Origin of the sequence: Methanoculleus horonobensis (assembly GCF_001602375.1) — an archaeon.
GTDB classification, from domain to species: Archaea; Halobacteriota; Methanomicrobia; order Methanomicrobiales; family Methanoculleaceae; genus Methanoculleus; species Methanoculleus horonobensis.
Window position 1 is genome coordinate 382,435 of the sequence record NZ_BCNY01000013.1, and the last position, 23,300, is coordinate 405,734.

The 23,300-nt window shown below is 61.2% G+C and carries 25 protein-coding genes; 12 read left to right on the forward strand and 13 right to left on the reverse strand.

All coding sequences use genetic code 11. The features are described 5' to 3' along the window. The first annotated feature begins 186 nt into the window (after positions 1 to 186). From MCUHO_RS04850 to MCUHO_RS04860, 3 genes are read left to right on the forward strand one after another with little or no spacing between them, the layout of a single operon-like run. Positions 187 to 714: a hypothetical protein gene (locus MCUHO_RS04850; RefSeq protein ID WP_235808167.1), complete on the forward strand. Its 528-nt coding sequence runs from the start codon at positions 187 to 189 to the stop codon at positions 712 to 714. After that, on the forward strand, positions 711 to 1,718 hold the full coding sequence (locus MCUHO_RS04855) for a PIN domain-containing protein (protein ID WP_067074297.1): 1,008 nt from the start codon (positions 711 to 713) through the stop codon (positions 1,716 to 1,718). Before MCUHO_RS04850 ends, MCUHO_RS04855 begins: the two co-directional genes overlap by 4 nt. Continuing rightward, positions 1,682 to 2,377: an HAD family hydrolase gene (locus MCUHO_RS04860; protein ID WP_235808168.1), complete on the forward strand. Its 696-nt coding sequence runs from the start codon at positions 1,682 to 1,684 to the stop codon at positions 2,375 to 2,377. The genes MCUHO_RS04855 and MCUHO_RS04860 overlap by 37 nt, the downstream gene beginning before the upstream one ends. Here the strand turns inward: MCUHO_RS04860 and MCUHO_RS04865 are convergent, their stop codons facing one another. Beyond that, positions 2,378 to 3,235: a methanogenesis marker 8 protein gene (locus MCUHO_RS04865; protein ID WP_067074305.1), complete on the reverse strand. Its 858-nt coding sequence runs from the start codon at positions 3,233 to 3,235 to the stop codon at positions 2,378 to 2,380. A 136-nt stretch (positions 3,236 to 3,371) separates the two neighbouring features. On the opposite strand from MCUHO_RS04865, the gene MCUHO_RS12835 reads away from it, so the two are divergent. The 3 genes from MCUHO_RS12835 (at position 3,372) to MCUHO_RS04875 (ending at position 5,617) form a co-directional block, all read left to right on the forward strand. Further along, positions 3,372 to 3,530, forward strand: a complete 159-nt coding sequence (locus MCUHO_RS12835) for a hypothetical protein (RefSeq protein ID WP_162839709.1) — start codon at positions 3,372 to 3,374, stop codon at positions 3,528 to 3,530. A gap of 9 nt (positions 3,531 to 3,539) precedes the next feature. Beyond that, the gene (locus MCUHO_RS04870; RefSeq protein ID WP_067074311.1) at positions 3,540 to 4,289 is read left to right on the forward strand and encodes a heparan-alpha-glucosaminide N-acetyltransferase; all 750 of its coding nucleotides are present in this window, start codon (positions 3,540 to 3,542) and stop codon (positions 4,287 to 4,289) included. Between the two features lie 254 nt (positions 4,290 to 4,543). After that, on the forward strand, positions 4,544 to 5,617 hold the full coding sequence (locus tag MCUHO_RS04875; protein ID WP_084385926.1) for a TerC family protein: 1,074 nt from the start codon (positions 4,544 to 4,546) through the stop codon (positions 5,615 to 5,617). A 30-nt stretch (positions 5,618 to 5,647) separates the two neighbouring features. Here MCUHO_RS04875 and ade read toward each other — a convergent pair whose 3' ends face one another. Further along, positions 5,648 to 7,204, reverse strand: coding sequence for an adenine deaminase (gene ade, locus MCUHO_RS04880; RefSeq protein WP_067074315.1), 1,557 nt, complete (start codon positions 7,202 to 7,204; stop codon positions 5,648 to 5,650). A 98-nt stretch (positions 7,205 to 7,302) separates the two neighbouring features. Beyond that, on the reverse strand, positions 7,303 to 7,662 hold the full coding sequence (locus MCUHO_RS04885) for a hypothetical protein (RefSeq protein WP_067074317.1): 360 nt from the start codon (positions 7,660 to 7,662) through the stop codon (positions 7,303 to 7,305). A gap of 467 nt (positions 7,663 to 8,129) precedes the next feature. Here MCUHO_RS04885 and MCUHO_RS04890 point away from each other — a divergent pair, with 467 nt between their 5' ends. From MCUHO_RS04890 to MCUHO_RS04910, 5 genes are all read left to right on the forward strand, one after another. After that, positions 8,130 to 8,744, forward strand: coding sequence for a M48 family metalloprotease (locus tag MCUHO_RS04890; protein ID WP_235808169.1), 615 nt, complete (start codon positions 8,130 to 8,132; stop codon positions 8,742 to 8,744). A gap of 214 nt (positions 8,745 to 8,958) precedes the next feature. Further along, on the forward strand, positions 8,959 to 9,840 hold the full coding sequence (locus tag MCUHO_RS04895; RefSeq protein ID WP_067074322.1) for a ParA family protein: 882 nt from the start codon (positions 8,959 to 8,961) through the stop codon (positions 9,838 to 9,840). A gap of 3 nt (positions 9,841 to 9,843) precedes the next feature. Further along, positions 9,844 to 12,705, forward strand: coding sequence for a methyl-accepting chemotaxis protein (locus tag MCUHO_RS04900; protein WP_067074325.1), 2,862 nt, complete (start codon positions 9,844 to 9,846; stop codon positions 12,703 to 12,705). Between the two features lie 10 nt (positions 12,706 to 12,715). Then, positions 12,716 to 13,195, forward strand: a complete 480-nt coding sequence (locus MCUHO_RS04905; protein ID WP_067074328.1) for a chemotaxis protein CheW — start codon at positions 12,716 to 12,718, stop codon at positions 13,193 to 13,195. A 42-nt stretch (positions 13,196 to 13,237) separates the two neighbouring features. After that, positions 13,238 to 14,032, forward strand: coding sequence for a CheR family methyltransferase (locus MCUHO_RS04910; RefSeq protein WP_067074333.1), 795 nt, complete (start codon positions 13,238 to 13,240; stop codon positions 14,030 to 14,032). 3 nt (positions 14,033 to 14,035) lie between these two features. On the opposite strand, the gene MCUHO_RS04915 is transcribed toward MCUHO_RS04910, so the two are convergent. After that, complete coding sequence (locus MCUHO_RS04915) at positions 14,036 to 14,293, reverse strand: hypothetical protein (RefSeq protein ID WP_067074337.1); 258 nt, start codon at positions 14,291 to 14,293, stop codon at positions 14,036 to 14,038. 184 nt (positions 14,294 to 14,477) lie between these two features. Here MCUHO_RS04915 and MCUHO_RS04920 point away from each other — a divergent pair, with 184 nt between their 5' ends. Beyond that, the gene (locus MCUHO_RS04920) at positions 14,478 to 15,077 is read left to right on the forward strand and encodes a hypothetical protein (protein WP_067074341.1); all 600 of its coding nucleotides are present in this window, start codon (positions 14,478 to 14,480) and stop codon (positions 15,075 to 15,077) included. Positions 15,078 to 15,119: 42 nt separating this feature from the next. Here MCUHO_RS04920 and MCUHO_RS04925 read toward each other — a convergent pair whose 3' ends face one another. From MCUHO_RS04925 to MCUHO_RS04965, 9 genes are all read right to left on the reverse strand, one after another. Continuing rightward, a complete protein-coding gene (locus MCUHO_RS04925; protein ID WP_067074345.1) occupies positions 15,120 to 15,305 on the reverse strand; it encodes a hypothetical protein in 186 nt (61 codons plus the stop codon). 29 nt (positions 15,306 to 15,334) lie between these two features. Then, a complete protein-coding gene (locus tag MCUHO_RS04930) occupies positions 15,335 to 15,586 on the reverse strand; it encodes a DUF7123 family protein (protein ID WP_011844389.1) in 252 nt (83 codons plus the stop codon). 247 nt (positions 15,587 to 15,833) lie between these two features. After that, positions 15,834 to 16,448, reverse strand: a complete 615-nt coding sequence (locus tag MCUHO_RS04935) for a hypothetical protein (RefSeq protein WP_153020008.1) — start codon at positions 16,446 to 16,448, stop codon at positions 15,834 to 15,836. Between the two features lie 247 nt (positions 16,449 to 16,695). After that, a complete protein-coding gene (locus MCUHO_RS04940; RefSeq protein ID WP_067074355.1) occupies positions 16,696 to 18,531 on the reverse strand; it encodes a DHH family phosphoesterase in 1,836 nt (611 codons plus the stop codon). A 14-nt stretch (positions 18,532 to 18,545) separates the two neighbouring features. Beyond that, positions 18,546 to 19,748 (reverse strand): potassium channel family protein, encoded by a 1,203-nt coding sequence (locus tag MCUHO_RS04945; protein WP_067074358.1) that lies wholly within the window; start codon positions 19,746 to 19,748, stop codon positions 18,546 to 18,548. A 32-nt stretch (positions 19,749 to 19,780) separates the two neighbouring features. Beyond that, complete coding sequence (locus MCUHO_RS04950) at positions 19,781 to 20,977, reverse strand: magnesium transporter (RefSeq protein WP_067074361.1); 1,197 nt, start codon at positions 20,975 to 20,977, stop codon at positions 19,781 to 19,783. 21 nt (positions 20,978 to 20,998) lie between these two features. Further along, positions 20,999 to 21,952, reverse strand: coding sequence for a ribonuclease Z (locus MCUHO_RS04955; protein WP_084385928.1), 954 nt, complete (start codon positions 21,950 to 21,952; stop codon positions 20,999 to 21,001). Continuing rightward, positions 21,940 to 22,713: a sugar phosphate isomerase/epimerase family protein gene (locus MCUHO_RS04960; protein ID WP_067074366.1), complete on the reverse strand. Its 774-nt coding sequence runs from the start codon at positions 22,711 to 22,713 to the stop codon at positions 21,940 to 21,942. The genes MCUHO_RS04955 and MCUHO_RS04960 overlap by 13 nt, the downstream gene beginning before the upstream one ends. Beyond that, the gene (locus MCUHO_RS04965) at positions 22,710 to 23,261 is read right to left on the reverse strand and encodes a dephospho-CoA kinase (RefSeq protein WP_067074369.1); all 552 of its coding nucleotides are present in this window, start codon (positions 23,259 to 23,261) and stop codon (positions 22,710 to 22,712) included. Before MCUHO_RS04965 ends, MCUHO_RS04960 begins: the two co-directional genes overlap by 4 nt. Between the last annotated feature and the right edge of the window lie 39 nt (positions 23,262 to 23,300).

The following is a 23,300-nucleotide window of genomic DNA, read 5'->3' on the forward strand; positions in this document are numbered from 1 at the left end:
TAAAGGCGTATTTAGGAGAGCCCCGGAGCGAAATGCAGCCATGATCCGGCAAGAACCGTCATGCAACTTCAGAGGACGGGACTACCTGACCAATAATCCAAAAATAACGAATACGGGGGCTCTAAATGGTTCCCGTGAAGTCCGATCCCGGGAGGGGTGCTCCGACAAAGCCTATATAGCATCAGGGTGAGTCTTGAGGCAGTGATTGCCCCCGTGACCACCGCTTCCGGCGACGCCTACATAGCACTTCTCGGACGCTCGACATGGGCGCTCGTCAACGCTTACCATGCAGTCTTGCGGGAGAAAGGGTTGCGCCCCGAACGGGTCATTGTCGTCACCGAAGAACCCTACGCGCAGGAAGCATCGATCGCGGCCGAAGCAATCGGAATCGTCTCGGAGGGATACGGGTTCGCCCCCGCGATCGCAACGGAGATCCTGCCGGAAGCGGACTTTGTGCGGGCCGGGCAGACGATCAGATCGCTCTCTAACGACCTCATCCGGCAGGGGCTCCGCGTGGCGATCGACATCACCTCCGGCAGGAAGGTCACGGTCGCCGGGGCGCTGATCGCAGTCTCGGTCGCGGGACTCGATATCCGGCACATCTATTACCTCGCCATGAAGAACACCGACGACGTTGCAAAACCCTACATGATGATCCCGCACCAGATCCAGCAGATCCGGGACATCATGGAGGATGCGGGTGCGAGAGAATGAACGATGCGGTCATCCGGGAGGACGAACTGCAGGTTCTCATCAACGGCCTCGACGAGATCCGCGTCACGTACCCGCTCTACGAGGGCGATATCCTGGTCGCACGTCCAGAAGGAGCCGGATATTCACTCGAACTGCCCGCGTCCCGCGAGACCTTCCAGGACTGGATCGCCGAATACGAGCAGATCTCCACGGAGCTTCCCTCTTATGGCGATCTCCAGGAGTGCATGTTTGCAAGCGGGGTCGCCCGTTACGTGAACCAGACCGCCTTTGATGCGATGCTCGCATCCTACGGACAGCTCAAGAAGGCCGTCTTCTTCGGCCTGGATACGAACCTCTTCTACCACGGGTTTGCATCGAACAACCCCCGGATCGATCACGCCTCGTACCTGATCGTCGATACCGTCCGGGACGAGATCGCGTATGCCATCAATCGCAAGTACCCGGCAAAGACGATCGGGGAGATGACGGCACTGGCGCCCGACTGCCGGGAATATATCGTGGAACTCGAGAACAAGCGGACGAAGCGGTCGCGCAAAGCGGCGTATCTCGCGCTGAAGGAGTACCGCACCATCCGCGACCGGGCGACGGAGATTGCGGCGCCGGGCCCGCATACGCACCTCTCCGAGGAGAACGACCATAACATCGTCCGGGCGCTCAGAAGGTTCGAGGAGGAGCGGTACGCCCTCCCGGTTCTCCTGACCGCCGACATCTACATGGCCGACCTCTGCATGGCCGAGGGGCTCGAGTACTTCTACTTCGACCGCCCATATAGGTTGGAGGCAACAACCTGCACGGCGTCGGCGTTCCGGCGGCTGCTCTTCAACATCGCCGCCGTCTTCGGGTTCGTCGACTGCAACGGCATCGCGATCTTCGGGGAGTACGGCGGGAAGGGCAACGACCTCGACGAACTGAAGGTCCGTTTCCGGGACGACGAGGCGTACCGTGCATTCATGAGGGAACTCAAGATATGCAGAAACCTTACGGCACTCGGCATAACGCGGTAGAGGCAATCCTCTGCGATATGGACAACACCCTCTTCGACCTTGTCGGAGCAATGCGGGAGGCGTGCCGGTGCGTGATCGATCATCTCGGAACCGGCGACCCGGAAGCGCTCTTTTCGCAATTTCTCCGGGGAATTCACGGGTTCGAGGATCACGAGAACATACGCGACTACATGAGCGAACTCGGGGTCTATGAGCCCGGAACGTTCGAGGTCTGCTGCCGCACCTACGAGGACGTGAAACTCGGTCTGGTCGAAGCCTACCCGGGCGTCGAGGAGACGCTCCGGGGCCTCCGGGACGCCGGGATCTCTCTCGCGGTCGTGACCGACGCGGAGGCGCCCCAGGCACGCCGGCGGCTCGATAAGACCGGGCTCATCGACTACTTCGAGACCGTGGTGACCCCGGAGGTCTCGGGCAGGCGGAAACCGGAACCCGACTCCCTCCTCTACGCTCTCCAGCGGCTCGATGCCTCCCCGGCGCGGGCGATGATGGTGGGGGACAGCCTGATCCGCGACATCGCACCGGGGAGGCATCTCGGGATGGTGACCGCGTTCGCCGCCTACGGCGACTGGCGCGACGGCAGCGTGACGGATATAAAGGCCGATATCGTTCTGGCCGAGTTCGCCGAACTCGCGGGCCACGTGGGCATTACGGGCCGGTGATCAGCGGAGCGGCGAGGGCGATTGCGATCCCGGCACCGGGAGGCGCGCTCCATGGACGATGACCTGCTGGTCGGTCTCCGCGACTTTCCCGAGGATGATTGCCTTCCCCGCGGCCGTCATCGCGAAGACCGGGATCGACGTCCCCGCCTGCAGGAGCGCGGTCTTCGCCGCCTCCTCCCGGACGTACCGCGAGGCGCAGGCGGTGAGGAGATCAGCCGAGCGGGCCATGAGGGCGGCGTCCTCCCGCGAGAGCCCGGTCGTGTGGACGGCGACGATCACGGCATCGGGGAACCGCTCCCGGATAGCCGCCGCCTCGACGGCAACGGCGGTGGTCACGGCTATCCGGCGATGGCCGAGTTCTGCCGCCAGGGCGACGCCGGCTGCCTGGTCGATCGCGGCGGTTGCCGGATCGAGGACGACGCCCCCGTTCTCCTCGATCCGCGCGATCACCTCGCGGATCGGGCTCGTCTTCACGAGCCCCGACATCCGGCCGCCGATCCCCTGGATGAGGGCGGGGTTCGTCGCAACGAGCGTTCCCGCCCCGTCGGAAGCGATCACCGCGGCGTCGAGGTCCCCCCGGCGGACGGCGCTGCTCAGGAGTTCCGACGCCCCGAAGATGACGAAGTCCGGCCCGGCAAGAACCTCGCGCTCCGGCGTGCACATCCCGAACGACCTGATACGCCCCTCGATGTTTCGTTTGATCGCCTCCGGCGTCATCTCCGGAACAGGACAGGCGAACCGCCGTGCCAGCGGGCAGTCCTGTATCTGCGGCGTCCCGACCTCGACCACCCGGCCGTCCCGGATCACGACCCGGCATCTGCCGGCGGCCTCTACGATATGTTCGTCACGTTCGCTCATGAAAAAAAGTGGAACCGGCAGGGGAATAATGGTGCCTCCCCCCCCGGCCCCGGGGTAAACTCTTATCAGATGAATCCACCATGAAATTGTAGGCAATTCATGATACGCTTACAGCATCAAGGCGGGGTGAGGGGAGATGGGCAGGATCTGTAGTCCGTTCGTCGTGATCGAGTGCAGCCGGCAGTGCGGCTTCTCCCGGCTCTACAACGAGCCCACCGAGGAGCAGGAGAGAGAGATATCCGATACGAAGACCTGCCCAGGCTGCGGCGCTTCCGTCCGGCGAAGGCTCTTCTGACGGAGAATCATGCCGGGAGAACGTTACTGGGAGATCGACCTCGCACGGGGCGTCGCCATCGTGACGATGATCGTCTTCCACTCGGCCTTCGATCTCAACTTCTTCGGCGTCCTGCCGCTCGACGTCTCCGGCGGATTCCTCCGGATGCTTGCCTACCTGACCGCATCGACGTTCATCTTCCTCGTCGGGGTCTCTTTCACCATCAGCTACGCCCGGACCTCGCGGCGGCTCGAGGGGCGCAGCCTCACGCTCAAGTACGTCCGGCGCGGCCTCACCATCTTCGGCTACGGCCTCGCCATCACCGCCGTCACCTGGCTCTTTCTCCCTGACGTCTACATCGTCTTCGGCATCCTGCACTTCATCGGGCTTGCGATCCTGCTCGCGCCGCTCTTCGTCCGGCTCGATCCGGAGAAACTCATCATCACGAGCATCGCCTTTCTCATCGCGGGCTACGCGGCAAGCCTCGTCTCCGGCCCGTGGCCGCTCCTCTGGCTCGGCATCCGGCCGGAATCCTTCGCGAGCCTCGATTACGTCCCGATCCTCCCCTGGTTCGGCCTCGTCCTGGTCGGGATGGCCTGCGGCCGTCTCTTCTACCCGGACGGAAAACGGAACTTCTCGATCCCGGTTGCGGAACCGGCGCTTGCCCGGCCGCTCGAGTTCCTGGGCCGGCACTCGCTCGTCATCTACTTCCTCCACCAGCCGGTGATTCTGCTCCTGATCGCGGTCCTCGCGCCGGGAGCGGTGACGGGGTTCTGGTGAGAAACGTATGGATGGTATCTCAGCACACCGCAGAACGTCCCGCGGAGGATATCGATGTCTGCAGTCTTAGGGTTCGAAGAGCCTCTTATCTCCACATGGAGAACAGGCCGCCGGCAGAAGGAATTAATCGCTGGAGCGGAGATGATCCGGGAAGACAGGGCACGGACAGACGGGCGAAAAGCCAGGATGCGGCCCGATCAGGGTAAAGTGAGCCAGGAACATCCAGAACGAGGCATTCTGAACCGGGTGAACTCATGACAGCAGTAACAGAGACAGCGTGGATCATATTCATCGCCAGCATAGTGGCGCTCCTGGCACTCGACCTCGGCGTCTTCAACCGCAGAGCACATGTCATAAAGCCGCGCGAGGCGCTCCTGCAGGTCGTCGTCTTCGTCACCGCCGCGGTGCTCTTCAATATCGGGATATATCTCTGGATGGGGCCCCAGTCCGGGTTGGAGTTCACCACCGGCTACATCATGGAACTGATGCTCTCCGTCGACAACCTCTTCGTCTTCGTCATCGTCTTCGCATCATTCTGCGTACCCCGAAAGGATCAGCACAAGGTGCTGTTTTACGGCATTATCGGGGCTCTGGTCTTCCGCCTGGCGTTCATCATGGCGGGTGTGGCGCTGGTGGAGACATTCTCCTGGGTGCTCTATATCTTCGGCGCCTTCCTGATCTTCACCGGCATCAGGATGGTGACCGGAAAGGAAGAGAAACCGGTCGAACCTGACAAGAACATCCTGGTTCGCGGATTCCGGAGGATCATGCCGGTTACCAGGGACTACGAAGGCGACAGTTTCTTCGTCAAAAAGCCTGATGCGGCCGGCAAGATGGTGACCTGGGCCACCCCCATGTTCGTGGCCCTGCTGGTCGTGGAGACCACCGACATCGTATTTGCGGTGGACTCCATCCCCGCCATCCTCGGTATCACCACCAACTCGTTCATCGTCTTCAGTTCCAACGCGTTTGCCATCCTCGGCCTGAGATCGATGTACTTCGCGCTGGCGCACTTCATGGCCGCTTTCTGCTACCTGAAGTACGGCCTGGCCGGTATCCTCAGTTTTATCGGCATCAAGATGCTGGCCGCCGATCTCTACCACGTCCCGGTGGAGATCTCGCTGGCCGTCATCATCCTGATCCTGGGGGTGGCCATCGCCACTTCCGTCATCAGGAACTGGCGCACAGGAACCTGCCCGGCGGTGATAGCAGCGCAGACCAGGGCCTGCCCTGCTCTGGAGAGCCTCCATGCGGACGACGCTCAGGCTCCCACGGCAGAGGCAGCACGCTCTGGACGGGATCCCGGGGAGGGTAAGAGAGACCGGTAAAAGAGCACCACGAGATGCTCTACGTCTCTCTCACTTCTCAAACAGCGGCACGTCCGTAAACGCCCCAACGTCGAAGACCCCGCGCTCCGTGACCCGGACTTCAGGGACGACCGTCAGGGCGAGGAACGAGAGATACATGAAGGGATTTTCGATCGCGCCGAGCCGCCGGGCATGCTCCTCGAGGGCCGCAAGCCGCTGCACGACCTCGCCGTAGGGAAGGGCCGACATCAGCCCGGCGCACTCGAGCGGGAGCGCGGTTATATCGTCCCCGGAGACCACCGCGAGGCCGCCGCCGAGCCGGACCACCTCGGCGACGGCACGGACGATATCGGCGTCGCCGGCCCCGACCGCGACGATGTTGTGGGAGTCGTGGGAGACCGACCCGGCAATTGCACCCTCCTTCAGACCGAACCCGTGCACGAGCCCGACGCCGGAGCCGCTTCCCCGGTAGCGGTCGGTGACGACCGCTTTGAGGATGTCGCGGCCGAGGTCGGGGATCCCGGCAGCGTCGACCGGGCAGCGCATATCCCGGGTCGTGATCTGGCCGGGCACGATCCCGATCACTCGCGCCTCCCCCCGCCCGGTTATCCGGATATCGGGCGGTTCCGGCACGCGGGCGTGCATGGGGGCCGCCGGACAGGCAGGGGGCAGGTAGCCGGCGTCGATGATCTCGACACCGCGCTTGAACGTCCGGATGACCGCGAAGCGGTCGGGATCGTCGACGACGCAGAAGTCGGCAAGCCTTCCCGGTGCAAGAGCGCCCCGGTCGTGGAGCCCGAACCTTCCGGCGGCGGAGAGCGTGGCCATACGGAGCGCCTGCTCGACCTCCAGGCCGCCTGCGACCGCAATTCTTACGCAGTCATCGATATGCCCCTCCCCGGCAAGCATGTCGGCGTGCTGGTCGTCGGTGGCAAAGCAGCACCGCGGCGCCGTGCAGGCGTCGACGAGCGGGAGGAGGTCGCGGAGGTTGCGCTCCGTCGAACCCTCCCGGATCATGATGTACATCCCCCGGAGGAGTTTCTCCCGCGCTTCAGAAAGCGTCGTGCACTCGTGGTCGCTCTGGACGCCGGCATAGATGTAGGCGTTCAGATCCATTCCCGAGAGGAACGGCGCGTGGCCGTCGACGACCTCGAAGAGATCCATCTTCGTCCGGAGGTCTTCGTCGCCGAAGAGGACGCCGGGGACGTTCATCACCTCGGCGAGCCCGACGACCCCCTCCCGTCCCCGGAACCGGGCGAGATCGGCGGCCGTGAGCACGGCGCCGCCCGCGTCAAACGGCGTTGCCGGGACACAGGACGGGAGCATGACCAGGATGTCGAGCGGCGTCCGCGCCCCTTCGGCAAGCATGTAGTCGATCCCCGGCGCCCCACAGACGTTTGCTATCTCGTGGGGGTCGGCAATCACCGTCGTCGTGCCGTGCGCGAGGACGAGCCGGGCATACTCCGCCGGCGCGAGGAGCGAACTCTCGATATGGACGTGAGCGTCGATCAGCCCGGGCACCACGCAGGTGCCCGAGAGGTCGTACTCCCGCGTCCCCCGGTACTCCCCGAAGCCGACGACGCGGCCGTCTTTCACCGCGAAGTCCACGCGCTCCCAGGAACACGCGAACGGGTTGAAGACCTCCGCTCCGAAGAAGACGGCATCCGCAGGCTCGAGCCCCCGCGCCGCCGCGAGTCCTGCAGGGGTCAGGCTGTTACCTCCAGATCGCGGATGACGGATGCTCTCCGCTCGCTCCCGACGAATACGGTCAGAAATACCTTGTATGAACCAGGCTGCAGGTCTACCCGGATCGTGTACTCGTTCTCTCCCGTATCAAGGTCGATATACCGCGCTTCGGAGAAGGCCTCGTGCTGTTCGAGCGCGCTCACCTCCATGATCGTTGTCTGGAGCACAGCGTTCTCGACGGGTTCGCCGGCGTTCTCCACCTGGACCTGCAGGGCGTCGCCGCTGTAGGTCACCCCACCAAACGACGTGGAGAGGCAGCCGGCAGCCCCGGCAATGGCAGCAAGGGCCAGTATCAAAAGGATCGTATAGTTTCTAGACATTCGCTCGGAGAACCGGGATCCGCATGCCGTGCCGGCGCAAGCACGGTCGTATGGCCCCTCCAGTCCTCCAGATTCACCTCCACTCTATTCATTCAGAATTTTGGTTGCTATTATTAAAATATTGTGAAAAAAACGGAGATTGCAAATGTTTCGGATTCCGGGCCTGCTACCAGAGAACACGATGCGGGATTCACCCGGTTCCATGGAGATCGTGCAGGCGTACGTCCGGGTTCGCCCTCCCCAGGTGGGCGGAGAGGGAGGACTGCTCAGAACCTGGCGGTGTTTCGCCGGGAAGAACCTACATCAGAGAGATTGCCGGAGGTAAAATCGAGAAATTGCCGGAGTGGAGGCGATTCATCCTGGAGCAACATTTAATATAAGATCATTATTATAATCAGTCTACAATGAGTGGGGCAGATCACAATTCCCGCCTGTACCGGATATTCCGGGAACTTCAGGAGAAGGGATTGATTGACCGTAGGACAAAGCTGGTGAGATGCCCCTTCACGATCTCCATACGGGGATGCCCGGCACTCAACAGCATCCGCTACCGGCATTCGTTCTACGAGAGAAACCTCTCGGAGGCAAGCGACGACACGCTCCGGTTCGTGCTGCTCCACGAAGAGGGGCACGTAAGGAAGGGGTCATCTCTTCTCTCAGCCCTTCCGACCCTCCCGGTACTCCTCTGTCTCGCCTTCTTCGGCCATCCGCCCCTGCTGATTGGAGGACTCCCGGCTGCAAAGCCGGTCTTCATCGCCCTCCTCCTCCTGATCGCCTTCCTCGCCTACCGGACGTACTACCACCGCATGTGCGATGAAGAGTTCATAGCCGATCGATATGCCGCCGATGCGATGAGGTGCTGCTACCGGGTCAGGGATCCGGGAACCCTCCTCCAGAACGTTCTTTCCGGCCTGCTGACAGGGGCATCGTCCCCCCACCGTAAAGGCGTGATCCCCGGACTTCTTCGTTCCGAGCCAGACTATCGGCCGTCGATCGCCGATCGCGTGCAGAAACTCAGGGCCGCAACCGATCCCGGCAACAGAAGACCTGTACGCCCCACTGACGGCGATCGCTCCAGCTGAGGTCTGCTCTCCCGCCCTGTGCAGGCTCCCCCGGGAACGATTGGTTCTGCAACTCTTTTCCCGTTCCCGGGTCCCCTGAAATATAACAGCAAAAAAACCTTCTATCCATCTTCTCAGGCGAAAAAATATTTCAAAAAACGGTGAGACGCTCAGAATATACATAGCAAAATAAAGTAGGTTTAATATTACCTATTTCAAATAGAGGTAGTGAGGGGTGCTGGACATTACGATTATAGCGTTCGCCCACCACAAGGGGGGCACTGGAAAGACGACATCGTGTCTCAACGTTGCAGGATACCTCCAGAAAGATGGGAAGGGCGTTCTGGTCGTAGACTGCGACCCGCAGGCCAATGCCACCACGGGTCTCGGGGTCGACCCCGGGACCCTCGAACTGAGCATGTATGACGTCTTCATGAGCGTCTTTGAGGGATTTCCCGATGTCGGGATCGCCGATGTTATCGTCTCAACGGCATCGGGGATCGATCTCGCGCCGGCAACACTGGATCTCGTTGGGGTTGAACCCTATCTCTACGGCATCGAGGACCGGGCGGGGCTGCTCAGAGAGGCGCTCGCGCAGGTGACGGACGCCTACGATTTCATCCTGATCGATACGCCCCCGAGCATGGGCCAGTTCGTCATCAATGGCCTCGTCGCAGCGGATCACACCGTCGTCACCCTCGATTCGGGCACGTTCGCCCTGAAAGGCATGGAAGCCCTGTCTACAGTCTTTGGCGACATCCGGGAGATGCTCGGAGAAGACGTCGCCGCAGACTTCGCCATCCTGACCCGCTGGAAAGGATCGGGGAACCCGGCGGCCGGAACAGGCGGGCTTGCGCTCTTCCTGAAGCGGATCTTCTCACCCACCTCATCAGCAGAAGAGGAGAGGGAGAGAGAGCGGCTGAAGGCGTTCGAGTCCGAGGTGAAAAAAGCGTTCAAGCAGGTATTCGCGGTTCCGTACTCTCCTGCAATCTACGAGACGCAGCAGAAGGGGCTCCCTATCTCCCACTATGCTCCTGAGAGCGATGCCGGCAGGGAATACCGGGCAATAGCAACTGCGCTCACCGAGCGGGACAACAATCATGGTGAGGATGTGTAATCGATGATCGACAAACCTGGAAGGAAAGCACTATTTACCGGGCCGATTGCGCCGGGTACGACAGGACAGGAACAGGGAACAGTGGTACTGCCCGAGGCGATCGAGGCTGCACTCCACGCGGCGCTTGAAGGCGACGACTCCGTGCAGATCGACCTTGCCGGCGTTCCGGAGAGTTACCGGCCGCTGGTCACCTCGATCAATGCGCTGCTCGAGAAGAAGCAGGAGGAGAAGGAGCGCTTGAAGCACCGGCTGGACGATGCCAGGATGCTCCTGAAGGGCGCCGATACGATCATTCAGCAGAATCCGATGCCCATCCTGGTCGTCGATCCGGACTTCACGGTGACGATGGTAAACGCCGCCTATGCCGAGATGAGCGGGATCCCGACTGATCAGGTGCTCGGCAAGAGCCTGAAAGACTTCAAGATAACGTCGCAGAAGGGTTCCGGCCTCCGGCAGGCAATCCAGGAGAAGAAGCGCGCGTATGCGGAGGTCATTGTCGAACTGCCCTCGGGCACCCATACGCTTGAGCAGTACGGCATCCCATTGCTCGACAACGAGAATGCAGTCGAGAGCATCCTCATCGTCTACAACGATCTCACCAGGCAACGGGAGGAAGAGGAAGAGATCCGGTCCCAGATGGAAAATATCGCCGAACTGCAGCGCAGGTCAGAGACGATCGTCCAGAAGAACCCGATGCCGATGCTGGTCGTCGACACCGCGATGAAGATCGTCACTGCCAACGAGGCATACCTCGAACTGACCGGGATCGATCAGTCGCGCATCACCTCGATGACCCTGCGGGACTTCAGGGTCCTCGACCAGAAAGGAGACGGGATCAAGAAGGTGGTCACCGAGAAGGTACGCGCTTCCGGCGAAGTGACGGTCGAGTTCCCTGCCGGCACCTACATCTTAGAACAGCACGGAATCCCGCTCTTAAACGAGAAGAACGATCTGACAGGGATCCTGAACGTCTATAACGACGTCACTGAGAAGCGGAAAGAGGAGGAAGAGATCCGGAAGATGCAGCATCGCATCGATACGATGATCAAGCAGAACCCGCTTGCCATCGCGCTCCTCCGCGCAGACAAGAGCCGGATCGACATCAACGATGAGTACGCCCGGATGTGGCGGGGTACCCGGGAAGAGACCCTCGCGAAGAAACTCTACGACTACGACATCACCATCATCGACGGCGATCACTTCTACGCCTGCTACGAGACGAAGAAACTCGCCCGGACCGACGTCATGGTCAAGTGGCCCGACGGTGCCAGGAAGTACCTCACCCTGAATGCCATCCCCATCCTTGATAAGAACGGCGAGATCGAGATGGCCTTCTACGTCTGGAACGACTGGACCGACCTCAAGATGAAGGAGGAGGAGGTCAAGGATACCGAGCACCGGGTGGATGCGATGATCAAGCAGAACCCGCTCGCGATCGCGACGCTCCGCCCCGACAAGAGCCGGATCGACATCAACGACGAGTATGCCCGGATGTGGCGCGGCACACGCGAAGAGACGCTTGCAAAGAAACTCTACGACTACGACATCACCATCCTTGACGGCGATCACTTCTACACCTGCTACGAGACAAAGAAACTCGCCCGGACCGACGTCATGGTCAAGTGGCCCGATGGTGCCAGGAAGTACCTCACCCTGAATGCCATCCCCATCCTTGATAAGAACGGCGAGATCGAGATGGCCTTCTACGTCTGGAACGACTGGACCGAGCAGCGGGAGAGAGAGGACCAGATCCGCGACCTGATGGAGACCGCAAAGCAGGAGAGCGAGAGACTTGGCGCGAGTGCCACAGAACTCGGGAACGCGCTTTCGGCCATGGCAAAGGGCGACCTGACGGCATTCGTGGACGCAGAAACCGACGACCCGCTCCACGAGGTCAAGAACGACTACAACGCCTCGCTGACAGCTATCCGGACGCTCCTCGCCGACGTGGCGAAAGCCGCCCATCAGGTGGACATGACGACGAAAGAGGTCAGCAAGAGCACCGACGAGATCATCCGGGCGACAGAGCAGGTCGCCGTCTCGACGCAGCAGTCGTCGGAGGACGCACGCCGCCAGCTCGAGAAGATCGAGGAGATCGGGATGGATATCAATGATCTCTCGGCATCCATCGAGGAGATTGCAAGCACGTCGCAGTCGGTCATGGAGCAGGCATCGAAGGCTTCCAAGGAAGGGAACGATGCGGCAACGCTCGGTGAAGTCGCGACGAAGAAGATGCAGCTCGTCGAGGAGATCTCCACGCAGACCGTGGGGGAGATCAGCACCCTCAACAACCAGATGCGGGAGATCAACAATATCGTCAAGTTGATCGCCGATATCGCCAACCAGACCAACCTCCTCGCGCTGAACGCCGCGATCGAGGCCGCCCGTGCCGGGGAGCACGGTCGCGGGTTCGCCGTGGTCGCCGGCGAGATCAGGAACCTTGCCGGAGAGTCCAAACGTGCGAGCCAGGACATCGAGGACCTGATCCGGACGATCCAGGCAAGCACCGAGAAGACCACCGACTCGATGCAGGCGTCCCACCAGGAGATCCAGGCGGGCATCGAGAGCGTCAACAAGGTCATCGTGGGCCTGAACCGGATCGTCGACGGCGTGGAAGTGGTCACCCGCGGCATCTCCGAGATCACCAAGGCCACCGAGGATCAGGCGAACTCCACCAACAACGTCATGCAGAAGATGGACGAGTCGACCCACATGACCAAGGAGAGCCTGAACCGCACCGAAGACATGGCGGCACTCGCCGAAGAGGTCAGCGCATCGACCGAGGAAGTCGGAAGCGCTTCCCACGAGCTGGCAGGCATGGCCGAACAACTCAAGAAGGTCATGACGCAGTTCAAACTGAACTGAGGAGGAGACGATGGCAGCATCCGTAGACGTGGTGGAGTTCCAGCTCGGGGCCGAGCACTACGCACTGGATATCCAGATTGCACGAGAGATCGTGGAGATGATGCCGATCACTCCCCTTCCCCGCGCTCCCGAGTACCTCGCGGGCATCATCAACCTGCGAGGCGAGATCACGAACATCATCGATCTCCGCGACCTTCTCGGGCTCCCTGCAGCGGAGGAGACCGAGAACCGGAAGATCGTCGTGCTGATGCCGGACGTAACGGCCGGATCGAACGTAGGGATCATCGTCGACGACGTTCACAGCGTCGTATCGGTCAGGAACGAACAGATCGAGCGCATCAGCGACGGCATCACGTCGTCTATCAGCAGTTACGTCAAAGCAATCATCAAGATAGGGGACGAGGAGGACGGGAAGGCCAAGACCCTTGTCATATGGCTCGACGTCCAGAAAGTAATCGGCGATCTCGGCGGCGATCTCGGAAACATCTAGATCGCTTCCGTAAATCAACACCCGACACGAGTAGGTTGTTCCATGGATGAATTCACATCGCTCCAGAGAAGCATCGAGAGACTGGTCCGGATCAAGTGCTCGAACTACAAGGAGGACTACATCAAACGGCGCATTCTCTCCCGGATGCGCCTGACGAACACGGAAGACTTCGAGGCGTATCACAAGTACCTCCTCTCGAATCCGCAGGAAGCCGACCTGCTCAGGAACGCACTCACCATCAACGTCACCAAATTTTTCCGCGACCCTGAGGTCTTCGAACTGATACGCCGGGAGATACTGCCGGATCTCGCCCGCCGCAAGGACTCAATCCGGATCTGGTGCGCCGGCTGCGCCACGGGTGAAGAACCTTATTCGCTCGCCATCCTCGCCTACGAACTGATGGCCCTTCATAAGAACGTCAGCGTAACGATATACGCGACCGATATCGATACCGTGGTGCTGCAGAAAGCCATGACCGGGGTTTACGACAGAAAGGCGCTCGAGAACGTCGACGAAAAGAGGCTCCGCAAGCACTTCATCAGCCACGACGACGGCACGTTCGAGGTTCATTCCCATATCAAAAGCCTGGTTAAATTCCGCGAGCACGACCTGATGTCGGGCGTCCCCATCTCGCGGTACCTCGACGCCGTCACCTGCCGCAACGTCACCATCTACTTCACCGAGAAACAGAAGAACGACCTTACGCATCTCTTTTACTCTGCGCTTGCCGCCGAAGGCTACTATGTCATGGGCAAGACCGAGTACCTGGCAAGAGAGGTGGAACACCTCTTTGTACCGTACAACAGCATGCAGAAGATACTGCGCAGGGCCGCCTGAGCGTCACCAGAGGTAACCGGATTCCACGTCGGTCTCGGTCTCCTCGAACTGCGACATCCGGTGCATGAAGGCTTTTTTAGCCTGGTAACGCTTCAACTCGGAGAAGAGCAGGTAGAAGTTGACACCGACGACGACGATGATGAGCATCAGGCTGATCCAGAGCTGGCTGCCGCTCTGGGTTGTGATGAAGGTCGCCGCAAGGAGCACGACGAAGGAGATCAGGTAAAATATTACCCACGTGCGCACCTCAGTGATATCCATGCTCTCACAGGACTGTGGTCTCGGTTTTATATTAACGGTTCCGTTTTAGAAGCTCAATCATAAAGAAGGGTCTGGAAAAAATCCGGTCAACCCGGCTCCACGGGCGATGTTCGCCGCCGGTCTCCGGCCGGGAGTCCGAGGTCAAACTCGAAGAATTTTTCACCCCGCACATCCATGTAAATCTGTGGATAAAGGCGACGTCTTCAGCATCCTTGCAGCCCTGCTCATCGTCTCCGCGCTGGCACTGGCCTTTCGGCCGCCCGTAGCGGAGGCCGGACCGGAGATCCCCGAGATCCCCACGCCGACGCCGCCCATCACCGTTACCCCCGCCCCGACGCCTGCCATGCCGCTCGAACCAACCAGGCTCTCCTACACGACCAACGTATGGGACTACCCCTGCTGCCATCTCCCCGGCAACCTCACGTATTACGGAGGTTCCGATCCCCCATGGAAGGGGACACAGGAGATCATCCCGTTCGCTTACATCGAGGAGGGGCGAGGCGGCATCACCGAGGTATTCCACGTGCCGTATGCGGTATGGAGGCTTAACTGCAGTATCTCCTCGACGATAAGGCCCCAGGCAGCAGATTTCAAGATGGCGCTCGTGGAACTCGAGAGCGGAACCATCGTAGAGGGAGCCGACCTGCACTACCCCGGCAGCATCATAAAAAACGTCGAGAGGGGAGGAAAGGACTTTTACCTCATCGTCAGTGTGGATGAAGTGGATTCATACCGCATCACCTTAGAGACGCTCCCCGAATACTTCTCGGCCCCTCTCGGATGAAACAGGGGGCATCGCGGCGATGCGGTTGTGGTTGAGGGATCTCTAGATCTTTTCGACGGTCACCCTGACCCGGTCCCCGGCCCGCACGCCGTGCCCCTTGGGGACATCGATATTGAACCAGAGCACCTTCGGGTTTTCGTGGTTCTTGTCCTGGGACATGAGGCAGTCCTTGTGATCGTTGATATCGGCCACAAACTCGACGGGTGCTTCGAACTCAATGATCTTCATGCTGTAGAATAGAGCATACCAGAATAAAATTATGATGCACGGGAGGTGACGCGCCACGTCGTACTGTTCGAATAACTCCAGCGCCGGATATCCAGCTCATCGCAGATCTCGGAGAGGATAGCAAGGTTGATGCCGACCTCTTTTGCGGAGAGGCCAAGATCGGTCGCGATGTACTTGGATTTAAAGTAAGATTTTCCGGCTCGCAACCCTGTCTTGAGATGGTACAGGATCTTCCGCTGGGTATCGCTATATTTCTCTTTGATACGGTCTTTTGTCGACATCGACTGATTCCCTCGTGAGCAAGTGCTTTTTGTCAAGATCAATATTTATATCTACCCATTTGCAATCGTAGAATATCCCGGCAGATATACTAATCATTGTATATAATTGAGCATCGTCGTGCCGATCGGTGGGGCAGGGAGTACCAAGTAAAGCCCGACAGCGTAGCACGGTCATCGCGAGCGCGGATGCCGGAGGGGGGAGGGGCACTTTCGACACCCCTGCCCCGGGCCTCAAACGGCGCCGCCGTCACCTTCGGTTCCTTCCTAACACAACAAAGATCCCGGCAACCAGAGCGGCCAGGATGACACCGGTGAGCGAGAGGGGAGCAGTCTGTGTCGTACTCCCGTTGACCTGTGCCGCCTGGATCGGCGTGAACGTCGGCAACTCGGCCGTGGCGGTGTCCGCCGGCGTCGTCTCCGGTGTCGCCTCATCCGTCTCGACTACGACCGGAGGGGCGCTCTCGTTGGTTGTATTGCCGCTCGGCCCGATCAGAGGCTCCCCGGACGTCTCGTTCTCCACCGTCCCAACCAGAGTACCTTCAGGGGTCTCGTTCTCCACCGTCCCGACCGAAGTCTCTTCAGGGGTCGCGTTCTCCATCGCCCCGACCAGGGTCTCTTCAGGAGTCTCGTCCTCTGTTACCCCGGGCGGGGTCTCCTCCTCCATCGTCTCGTCCGGCGTAACGTCAGAAGTCTCGTCATCAGGGGTCTCCTCCGCCAGGGTCTCAGCGGGCGTCGGACTGAGTGTCCAGGTCAGGGGTTCCATGGCTGCCGTGCTCTGGGCCGCTGCGGGGAGCACAACAGCCGCTGCCGTCATGAGCAGCACGACCATGAGCGCTCTCCATGCCCGTAGGTTTCCGGTCATGAGAGCCCCCGTAGGGAATAAACCTATTTTTATATTTCGGTCGCCGTTAAAATCGCATCGACAGTTAACTACCCGATGCGTCCCACGACAGAGCAATAACAGTCATCGCTCCATGACGGCGATAACCCGGGAAGAGAAGAAAACGACAGTGCTGCACCGGCGCCCGAAAGCCCTGTACGCGGCCGATCGCGGACGGGGCACCAGAAGAGATCGAGCCGGCCGCAGTATCACGGGAAAGTGGTAGCGATCAGATTGGCGCTTCGCCAATCTTCTTGATCAGACCGTCGATGACCACGTCGCGCATCCCTTCCACGAACTTGATGCTCCCGACGACAAGGTGGCCGCCGCCGTTCACGCCGCCGCCGACGATCTCGCTACGGAGTTCGCGCACCATCTGCGGGATGTTCATCATGACGCCCCGGGAACGCAGGACGGCAAAGTCCGGCCCGAACCCGATCGTGACGACCGGTTCTCCCGGGTGCTGGCGAACCAGCCGGTCATGTACCTCCCCGGAAGTCTTTCCGGGCGGCGGGAACGTGAACCGGTGAGCAAACATCTCCACGTCGAGCATGAAGAGATTGGCACCATTCGGGAGCATCCGGCTCTCGACGTGGGGCATGTTGGTCTCGATCTGCTCTTCGATCGCCCGGTTCGCCTCTTCGACCAGCAGGTGAACGAACCGTTCGTGGCGTTCGGGCTCGCCGGAGAGGTTCAGGATGTCTTTGACAATCTCTCTTCCGTCGCTGAACCGGAGCCAGAACTGCTCGTAGTCGAGCGCGAGCGCGATATCGCGGCAGTCATCCTCCGAGTACTCGGGCGCGGCGATCGCTAGGTAGCGGGCACGTTCCGGCGCTTCACTCCGGTCGCCGAGCCCCGCGATTGCCGGCAGGTGCCGGATCTGGTTCTCGACCGCCGGGTTGACCATGCGGGCGACCTCGGTGCCCAGCATTCCGGCCGTGATCCCGTAGTCGCCGCCCACATGGTAGGGGTTGACGTGCCCGATCAGGTAATCGTCCACGATCTCGTCGGGGTGGTGGTGGTCGACGACCATCACCGGGAGACCGAAGATCCGGGTCACCTTCAGCGACGGCATATCCTCCTCGGTCGACCCGTTGTCCATCAGGAGGATCATCGGCATCTTCTGCCCGTAGCGGACGTTGTCCTTGAGGGCGAAGTCGAGATCCCGCGTGATATCCTCGATCTCATAGAACGGAGCCTTGGACGGCGAACGCTTGAAGAGGAAATACTCCGCGTCGAAATCCCCGCCACTCTCCCGGATCAGCGCGGTCACCGCCTGCTCGACGGCAACGGCAGCGCATATGCCGTCCGCATCCGCGTGATGCCGGAGGATGATCGGCCGCGCGGTCAGGACGGCTTTTCTGATCTCCTTTGCCACTTTGCGCATCTGCGGCCGGAGGGCTTCGAGAACCTCGCTCTCCACCAGGAACGGGAGGTCGACCGGCTCCGCACGCTCATCGAGCGCCGCGTCGATCCGCTCCCGGACCCGTGCCGCATCCTCCGGCTCCATCACCGCCATGTACGAGGCCTCGACCTGGAGCTGGTTGTTGCGCTGCATCACCTCGCCCGTGAGGGCGACGATATCCCCGAGTTCCACCTCGGGATACGCGCGGACGCCCGCCTCGATGAACGCTGCAGCGTTCGCGGTGCCCGATTCGTCCACGACCGTGAAGATCGTCGGCCCCGACGTCTGCTTGATCTGGGCGATCTCGCCCTCGATCAGTACCGTCCTGCCGATCTTCTTCCCGATATCGGCAATAAGCACGGTCGTCGTCTTTCTGGTCACGGTCTCCGTCTGGTAGACGGTCGGCGTGACCTCCTCGAGATCGATGTTCCCGTTGCTCCGGATCTGGAGGACGTGAACGATGATCGGGTCGCGCTCGGTATGCTGCACCTTCACGTTGCTCTTATGAACGAGCCCTTTGACCCGGTCGTTTAACTGGACAAAAACACCGAACGGGGCAAATCCCTGCACCCGCCCGAGGTACATCTTTCCTTCCTCTACCTCGTCGAGACTGCAGTTCGCACCGAGGCGGTAAACAATTGTATCTTCCGTATCTTCCATAGTAATTCTCCAATTTATTCTTCGGACACCTCGGCGGCGTGCCCGGCAAGTTCGTAGAGCCGGCACTCACCATCCCGCCTGCCCTTTGCTATGATGCTATCGCCGCTCTCCAGCCGGACACTCTTTCCCGGGCGGTAGACCCACCGGTCGTCGTGCTTGATGGCGAGTACGACCATCCCCGTAACTGTCGCAAGCGACATCTCCTTGAGCGTTCTCCCCACAAGCGGAGACGACGGCGTCACGGTCATCCGCGTGATGATCTCGTCCGACTCCCGGACGATCTTCTTGAAGATCGGTGGGATCTCGATGTCGCGCAACAGGACGTCGACGATCGAGTGAGCCGAATCGCTGATCGCCTGTGCGAACGAAGACATATACAGGAGGCCGCGAAGGTAGCGCACGTCCTCGATCTTCCGTGCCGCTTCGAGGATCCAGAGATCCAGGTCGTAGCGCATATCATCGAGCGCTGAATCGAGAGCGACCACCTCGTGCGCCACCTCCATGTTGTTGAAGAGCAGGGAGGTGTACGCCAGCCCGACGGAGAGCTCAGAGAGGTTCTTCATCTCGATGATCAGCTGGACCGCGCGGTCGAGGTCGTCGACCTCCCCCGCGGGGGAGACCTCGACCCGGGGACGCTCCGCCGATCCTGCAATCTCGGAGAGGGCACCTTCTCCGGCTTCCGGCCCCCGGGCGATCAGGATGTCCCCGCTCTCCACCCGGGTGGTTCTGTCGGGGTCGTAGATCCAGCCCTTTCCGCGCCGGATAGCGATCACCTGCATGCCCGTCGTGCTCTGGACCTTGAGGTCGCCGAGCGTGCGGCCGGCAAACTCGCTTCCCTGGCTGACGATGACGCGGGTGACGATCTCCTCGGCCTCCGGGAAGACGCGCTTGAGTTTTGCCGGGAACCGGATGTCTTTTAAGATGAGTTTTGCTATATCCGAGGCCGAGTTCGCGATCCTCTCCGCTGCCTCGGCCACCTGGAGCATACCGCTCATCGCCTCGGCCTCTTCGATCCTTCTTGCGCCGAGGACGCTCTGGATCCTGGCCTGGTAGACCAGCTTGTTCATGCTCTCTTCGAGGTTGATCACCTCGAGCGCTATCTCCTTGCTGTCGAAGAGGATCGCTGAATAAGAAAGATCGACCATCAGCTCGGAGACGTCTTTCATCTCTATGAGGACGTCTTTGAAGCTGATCGGCTGATATTCGTGTTCCATCATGGTATGTTAACCGTCGTTCTCCATTCTTTTCACTACAGCAGCAGGCCTATCGCCGTCACGAGTGCGGCTGCACCAATCAGGTCGATCAGGCTTGTGATGACGGGGATTCCGAAGTTGTCGGGATCGAGACCATACCGGAATGAAAGGCTCGCGGTGATGTATGCCACGCCGTTCACCAGTGTCATGACGACCAGACCCGCCGCAAGGCTGATGATGACCAGCATCCCGAGACCCGGGCTGTTCAACCCCATGAGCACCGCCGCACCATGCGCGATGAGCGCCAGCAGTGGAAGCAGTATCAACGTATAGAGATAGGAAATAATAAAATGATGCACCACGTCGCGCTCGGGGAGGAACGAGGGGTTGAGCTCGCCGGTGTGCATCCCGGTCGAGAGGCGCGACCCGAGAATGCCGCCGATTGACCCGAGGCAGCCGGTGAACGGCGGGATCAGGATGAGGAAGACTGCGATCGCTACCAGCGCGTCGAGGTTGAGGGAGTAGGTCAGACCCGCCAGCGTGCCGAGGACGCTGAGCGGAATGAGCAGGAAGAGGTTCTCCCGGACGATCGGCCCGATACCCTCCGGGCGGTGCCGGGTGTAGACGATGGCGGCGACGGTAGCGGCGACGACGATGCCCCCGAGAACCATGCGCATTACAGGGGAGAGGAGCATGACGAACGTCGCCGAGAGCACGAGGATGGGAAGCGTAATGATGTCTCCCGAGGTGGTGACGGTCGGTGCGCCGATCATGTCGAGGTCGAGGCCGTAGCGGTAGCTTGCAAGGGCGATGAGCAGGGTGATCCCCGTCACCACGGCCCCCGCAATGATGCCGGTGACGACCGAGATCAGCACGAGGTCGAGGATGCTGATTACAGGATACCCGAAGATGCGGCTCGCCATATAGGAGAAGATACCGATGACGAGCGCGATGAGAATGGTTATCACGAACGACGCGCGGATGTTGTCACCGAGAACGCTTCCTTCCTCGAAGTCGATGGAGAACTCCCCGAGGTGCATCGCCGAAGAGAGGCGGGAAGCAAAAACCCCGGCGATGCTTCCCCGGATATGGATGATCGAGGGCAGGAGCACCATCAGGCCGGGTATCAGCGCGAGGACTTCACGTACTGAACCGAGATAGATCCCCGCAATGCTCGAGACGACGGCACTGACGAGCAGGGCACCGAGACCGGCAAGGATCAGGCGGCTCTGGCTGGATATGCCCTGCTCCATCACAATCACCGTCCATCTCGATCAACTCCGATAGGGGATCTCCTGCACGGCCAGATCGGCCGGCAGAATCACGTCTCCCTCATACTGTCGCTTTGCATCGCGTATATGGTTTGCTGTGCTTGCATAACGGGAGCTTATGTGCATCAGGGCAAGCATACGGGCGCCCAGTGCCGTTGCGGCCCCCCCGGCCTCTCCGGCAGTCGAATGCAGGACGTCGCGGGCACGATCGCTCTCCTGGTCGTCGAAGGTGGCGTCGTGGATCAGGAGATCCGCATCGCGGATCATCGCCGCGATGCCGGGCTGGTCATGGAGCGGCCGGGTGTCGCCGGTATAGACGATCTTCCTGCCCGCGCGAGGGTCCCCCATCACGTCGGCGGGACGGACGGCGATCTCGACGCCGTCGCGGACGACGCGGACCTCCTCCCCGCGCTGCAGCCGCCCGAAGAGCGGACCCGGCGGGACGCCGAGTTCGATCGCCCGCTCGCGGTTGAACCTGCCCGGCCGCTCGTCCTCCTCCAGGACGTAGCCAAGCCCGGGGATGCCGTGGAGCGTCGCGAACGCCCGGACGGTGTAACCGTTGAAGGGCACGACCGAACCGTGCTCGAGGGGGTGGGCGGTGACGGGGAAACCCCGGGCGTGGCGGCTGATCCTCTGCACGAGGTCCACGAACTCGCCGATCCAGGGCGGACCGTAGATCGGGAGCGGCTCGGTCCGTCCCATGAACGCGAGCGTCTCGACGAGCCCGAAGACGCCGAGGAAGTGGTCGGCGTGCCAGTGGGTGATGAAGACGGCGTTCACGGTAAACCCGGTCCGGGCACGCATCATCTGCTGCTGGGCGCCCTCCCCGCAGTCGAAGAGCAGGGTATCGGAGCCCCGCCGAACCAGGACGCAGGACGGGTTCCTCTGCGGGGAGGGGAGCGCCCCTGCCGTCCCGAGGAAGTGAACATGGAGGGTCTCGCCGGCTATACGAACCACTTCCTGAATGCCGCGAGGCTCCGTTTCGCCTCCTCAAGCGACCTGCCCTCGATGACGGCCGGCCCGGAGTAGTCGCGGGCAATGACCCGCCCGACCTTCTCCCAGGGGATGGTCCCCTCGCCGAGCGCCAGGTGTTCGTCCGACTGCCCGTGGTTGTCGTGGATGTGCAGGTGATCGACCTCCCGGACGTGCATAAGGAATGCATCCACAAGACCGTTGGTGTTGGCGTGCCCGAGATCCAGCGTGATCCCGATCCCCGCGATCCCTTCGGTGAGACCGAGGATCTCCTCGGGGTAGCGGCAGAGGAAGTCCTTGATGCTGATCATGTTCTCAACGCACGCAAGGACGCCGTGATCCTCTGCGCACTTCCCGATCTCGACGAGCGCGGTCTTCTGCATCTCCCAGACTTTCTCGGGGACGAGTTTGCCTACCGGGGATACGAAACCCGGGTGAACGGTCACCCGGTCGGTCAGTTCGGCCGCGTGCTGGATGCAGCAGCAGGTCTGGCGGATCGACTCGCGCCAGATCGGGTAGTTCAAGGACGCGAGGTTCAGGTCGCTGTAGGGCGCGTGCACGGTCGCGAGAAGGCCGGTGCTCTCGAGGTTCTCCCGGACGGCAGCGAAGTTCTCGGGATTGTCCAGGCGATACTTCCCGTCGGCGACGATCTCCCATCCGGTATACCCGATCTCTTCGAGCCCGTAGACCCAGTCGCGTGACTCCCAGATCTTCGACGAGGCTGAAAAATACGGGACAAGACTCATCCTTCCATACCTCCCAGGCGGCAGAGCAGGGTGCGAACCTCTGCGGCGAACTCTTCGAGCGATCCTTCGTTCGTGATCCGGCAGTCAGCCAGTTCCAGGGCACGGCCGAGGCCCCACCCGAGTTCCCGCTCGTCACGGGCCCGGAACTCGTCGGGGGTGAGGGAGTCGTCGGACCGGCCGCGGTTCGTGAGCCGCCGGTAACGCGTCTCGAACAATGACTCGATCCCGATGAGCGTGAAGTCGGGGAAGTGCCCCTTGAACGCCGTCACCTCGTAGTCTCCCCGGATGCCGTCCACGAGTACCACCGGGGCGCCCGTCGCCTCGATCCTCGGGATGGTGATCCGGGCGATGGCATCCATGCCGAGGTCTACGCGCAACTTGCCGGCGATTGCGCCGCAGTTCGCGTCGGTCAGGGGTAGCCCGGCTTCTTTCACCCGTTCCCGTATCGCATCTCCCATGACCACGACCGGTATCCCGAGCTCCCGGGCGATCCTTGACGCCTCTCCCTTCCCGCTTGCCGGCATACCAACGATTCCAATAACCTTCATCAGGTTCCTCCTATATCCAGAACAGCGGGCCGTGCCGGC

Bases quoted from the DNA above. Each gene is read 5' to 3' on its own strand.
- MCUHO_RS04875 (WP_084385926.1), top strand. From the start codon at position 4,544: ATGACAGCAGTAACAGAGACAGCGTGGATCATATTCATCGCCAGCATA.
- MCUHO_RS04945 (WP_067074358.1), bottom strand. From the start codon at position 19,748: ATGATGGAACACGAATATCAGCCGATCAGCTTCAAAGACGTCCTCATA.
- MCUHO_RS04925 (WP_067074345.1), bottom strand. From the start codon at position 15,305: ATGAAGATCATTGAGTTCGAAGCACCCGTCGAGTTTGTGGCCGATATC.
- MCUHO_RS04870 (WP_067074311.1), top strand. From the start codon at position 3,540: ATGCCGGGAGAACGTTACTGGGAGATCGACCTCGCACGGGGCGTCGCC.
- MCUHO_RS04965 (WP_067074369.1), bottom strand. From the start codon at position 23,261: ATGAAGGTTATTGGAATCGTTGGTATGCCGGCAAGCGGGAAGGGAGAG.
- MCUHO_RS04940 (WP_067074355.1), bottom strand. From the start codon at position 18,531: ATGGAAGATACGGAAGATACAATTGTTTACCGCCTCGGTGCGAACTGC.
- MCUHO_RS12835 (WP_162839709.1), top strand. From the start codon at position 3,372: ATGGGCAGGATCTGTAGTCCGTTCGTCGTGATCGAGTGCAGCCGGCAG.
- MCUHO_RS04900 (WP_067074325.1), top strand. From the start codon at position 9,844: ATGATCGACAAACCTGGAAGGAAAGCACTATTTACCGGGCCGATTGCG.
- MCUHO_RS04885 (WP_067074317.1), bottom strand. From the start codon at position 7,662: ATGTCTAGAAACTATACGATCCTTTTGATACTGGCCCTTGCTGCCATT.
- MCUHO_RS04855 (WP_067074297.1), top strand. From the start codon at position 711: ATGAACGATGCGGTCATCCGGGAGGACGAACTGCAGGTTCTCATCAAC.
- MCUHO_RS04930 (WP_011844389.1), bottom strand. From the start codon at position 15,586: ATGTCGACAAAAGACCGTATCAAAGAGAAATATAGCGATACCCAGCGG.
- MCUHO_RS04865 (WP_067074305.1), bottom strand. From the start codon at position 3,235: ATGAGCGAACGTGACGAACATATCGTAGAGGCCGCCGGCAGATGCCGG.
- MCUHO_RS04910 (WP_067074333.1), top strand. From the start codon at position 13,238: ATGGATGAATTCACATCGCTCCAGAGAAGCATCGAGAGACTGGTCCGG.
- MCUHO_RS04905 (WP_067074328.1), top strand. From the start codon at position 12,716: ATGGCAGCATCCGTAGACGTGGTGGAGTTCCAGCTCGGGGCCGAGCAC.
- MCUHO_RS04915 (WP_067074337.1), bottom strand. From the start codon at position 14,293: ATGGATATCACTGAGGTGCGCACGTGGGTAATATTTTACCTGATCTCC.
- MCUHO_RS04935 (WP_153020008.1), bottom strand. From the start codon at position 16,448: ATGACCGGAAACCTACGGGCATGGAGAGCGCTCATGGTCGTGCTGCTC.
- MCUHO_RS04860 (WP_235808168.1), top strand. From the start codon at position 1,682: ATGCAGAAACCTTACGGCACTCGGCATAACGCGGTAGAGGCAATCCTC.
- MCUHO_RS04960 (WP_067074366.1), bottom strand. From the start codon at position 22,713: ATGAGTCTTGTCCCGTATTTTTCAGCCTCGTCGAAGATCTGGGAGTCA.
- MCUHO_RS04950 (WP_067074361.1), bottom strand. From the start codon at position 20,977: ATGGAGCAGGGCATATCCAGCCAGAGCCGCCTGATCCTTGCCGGTCTC.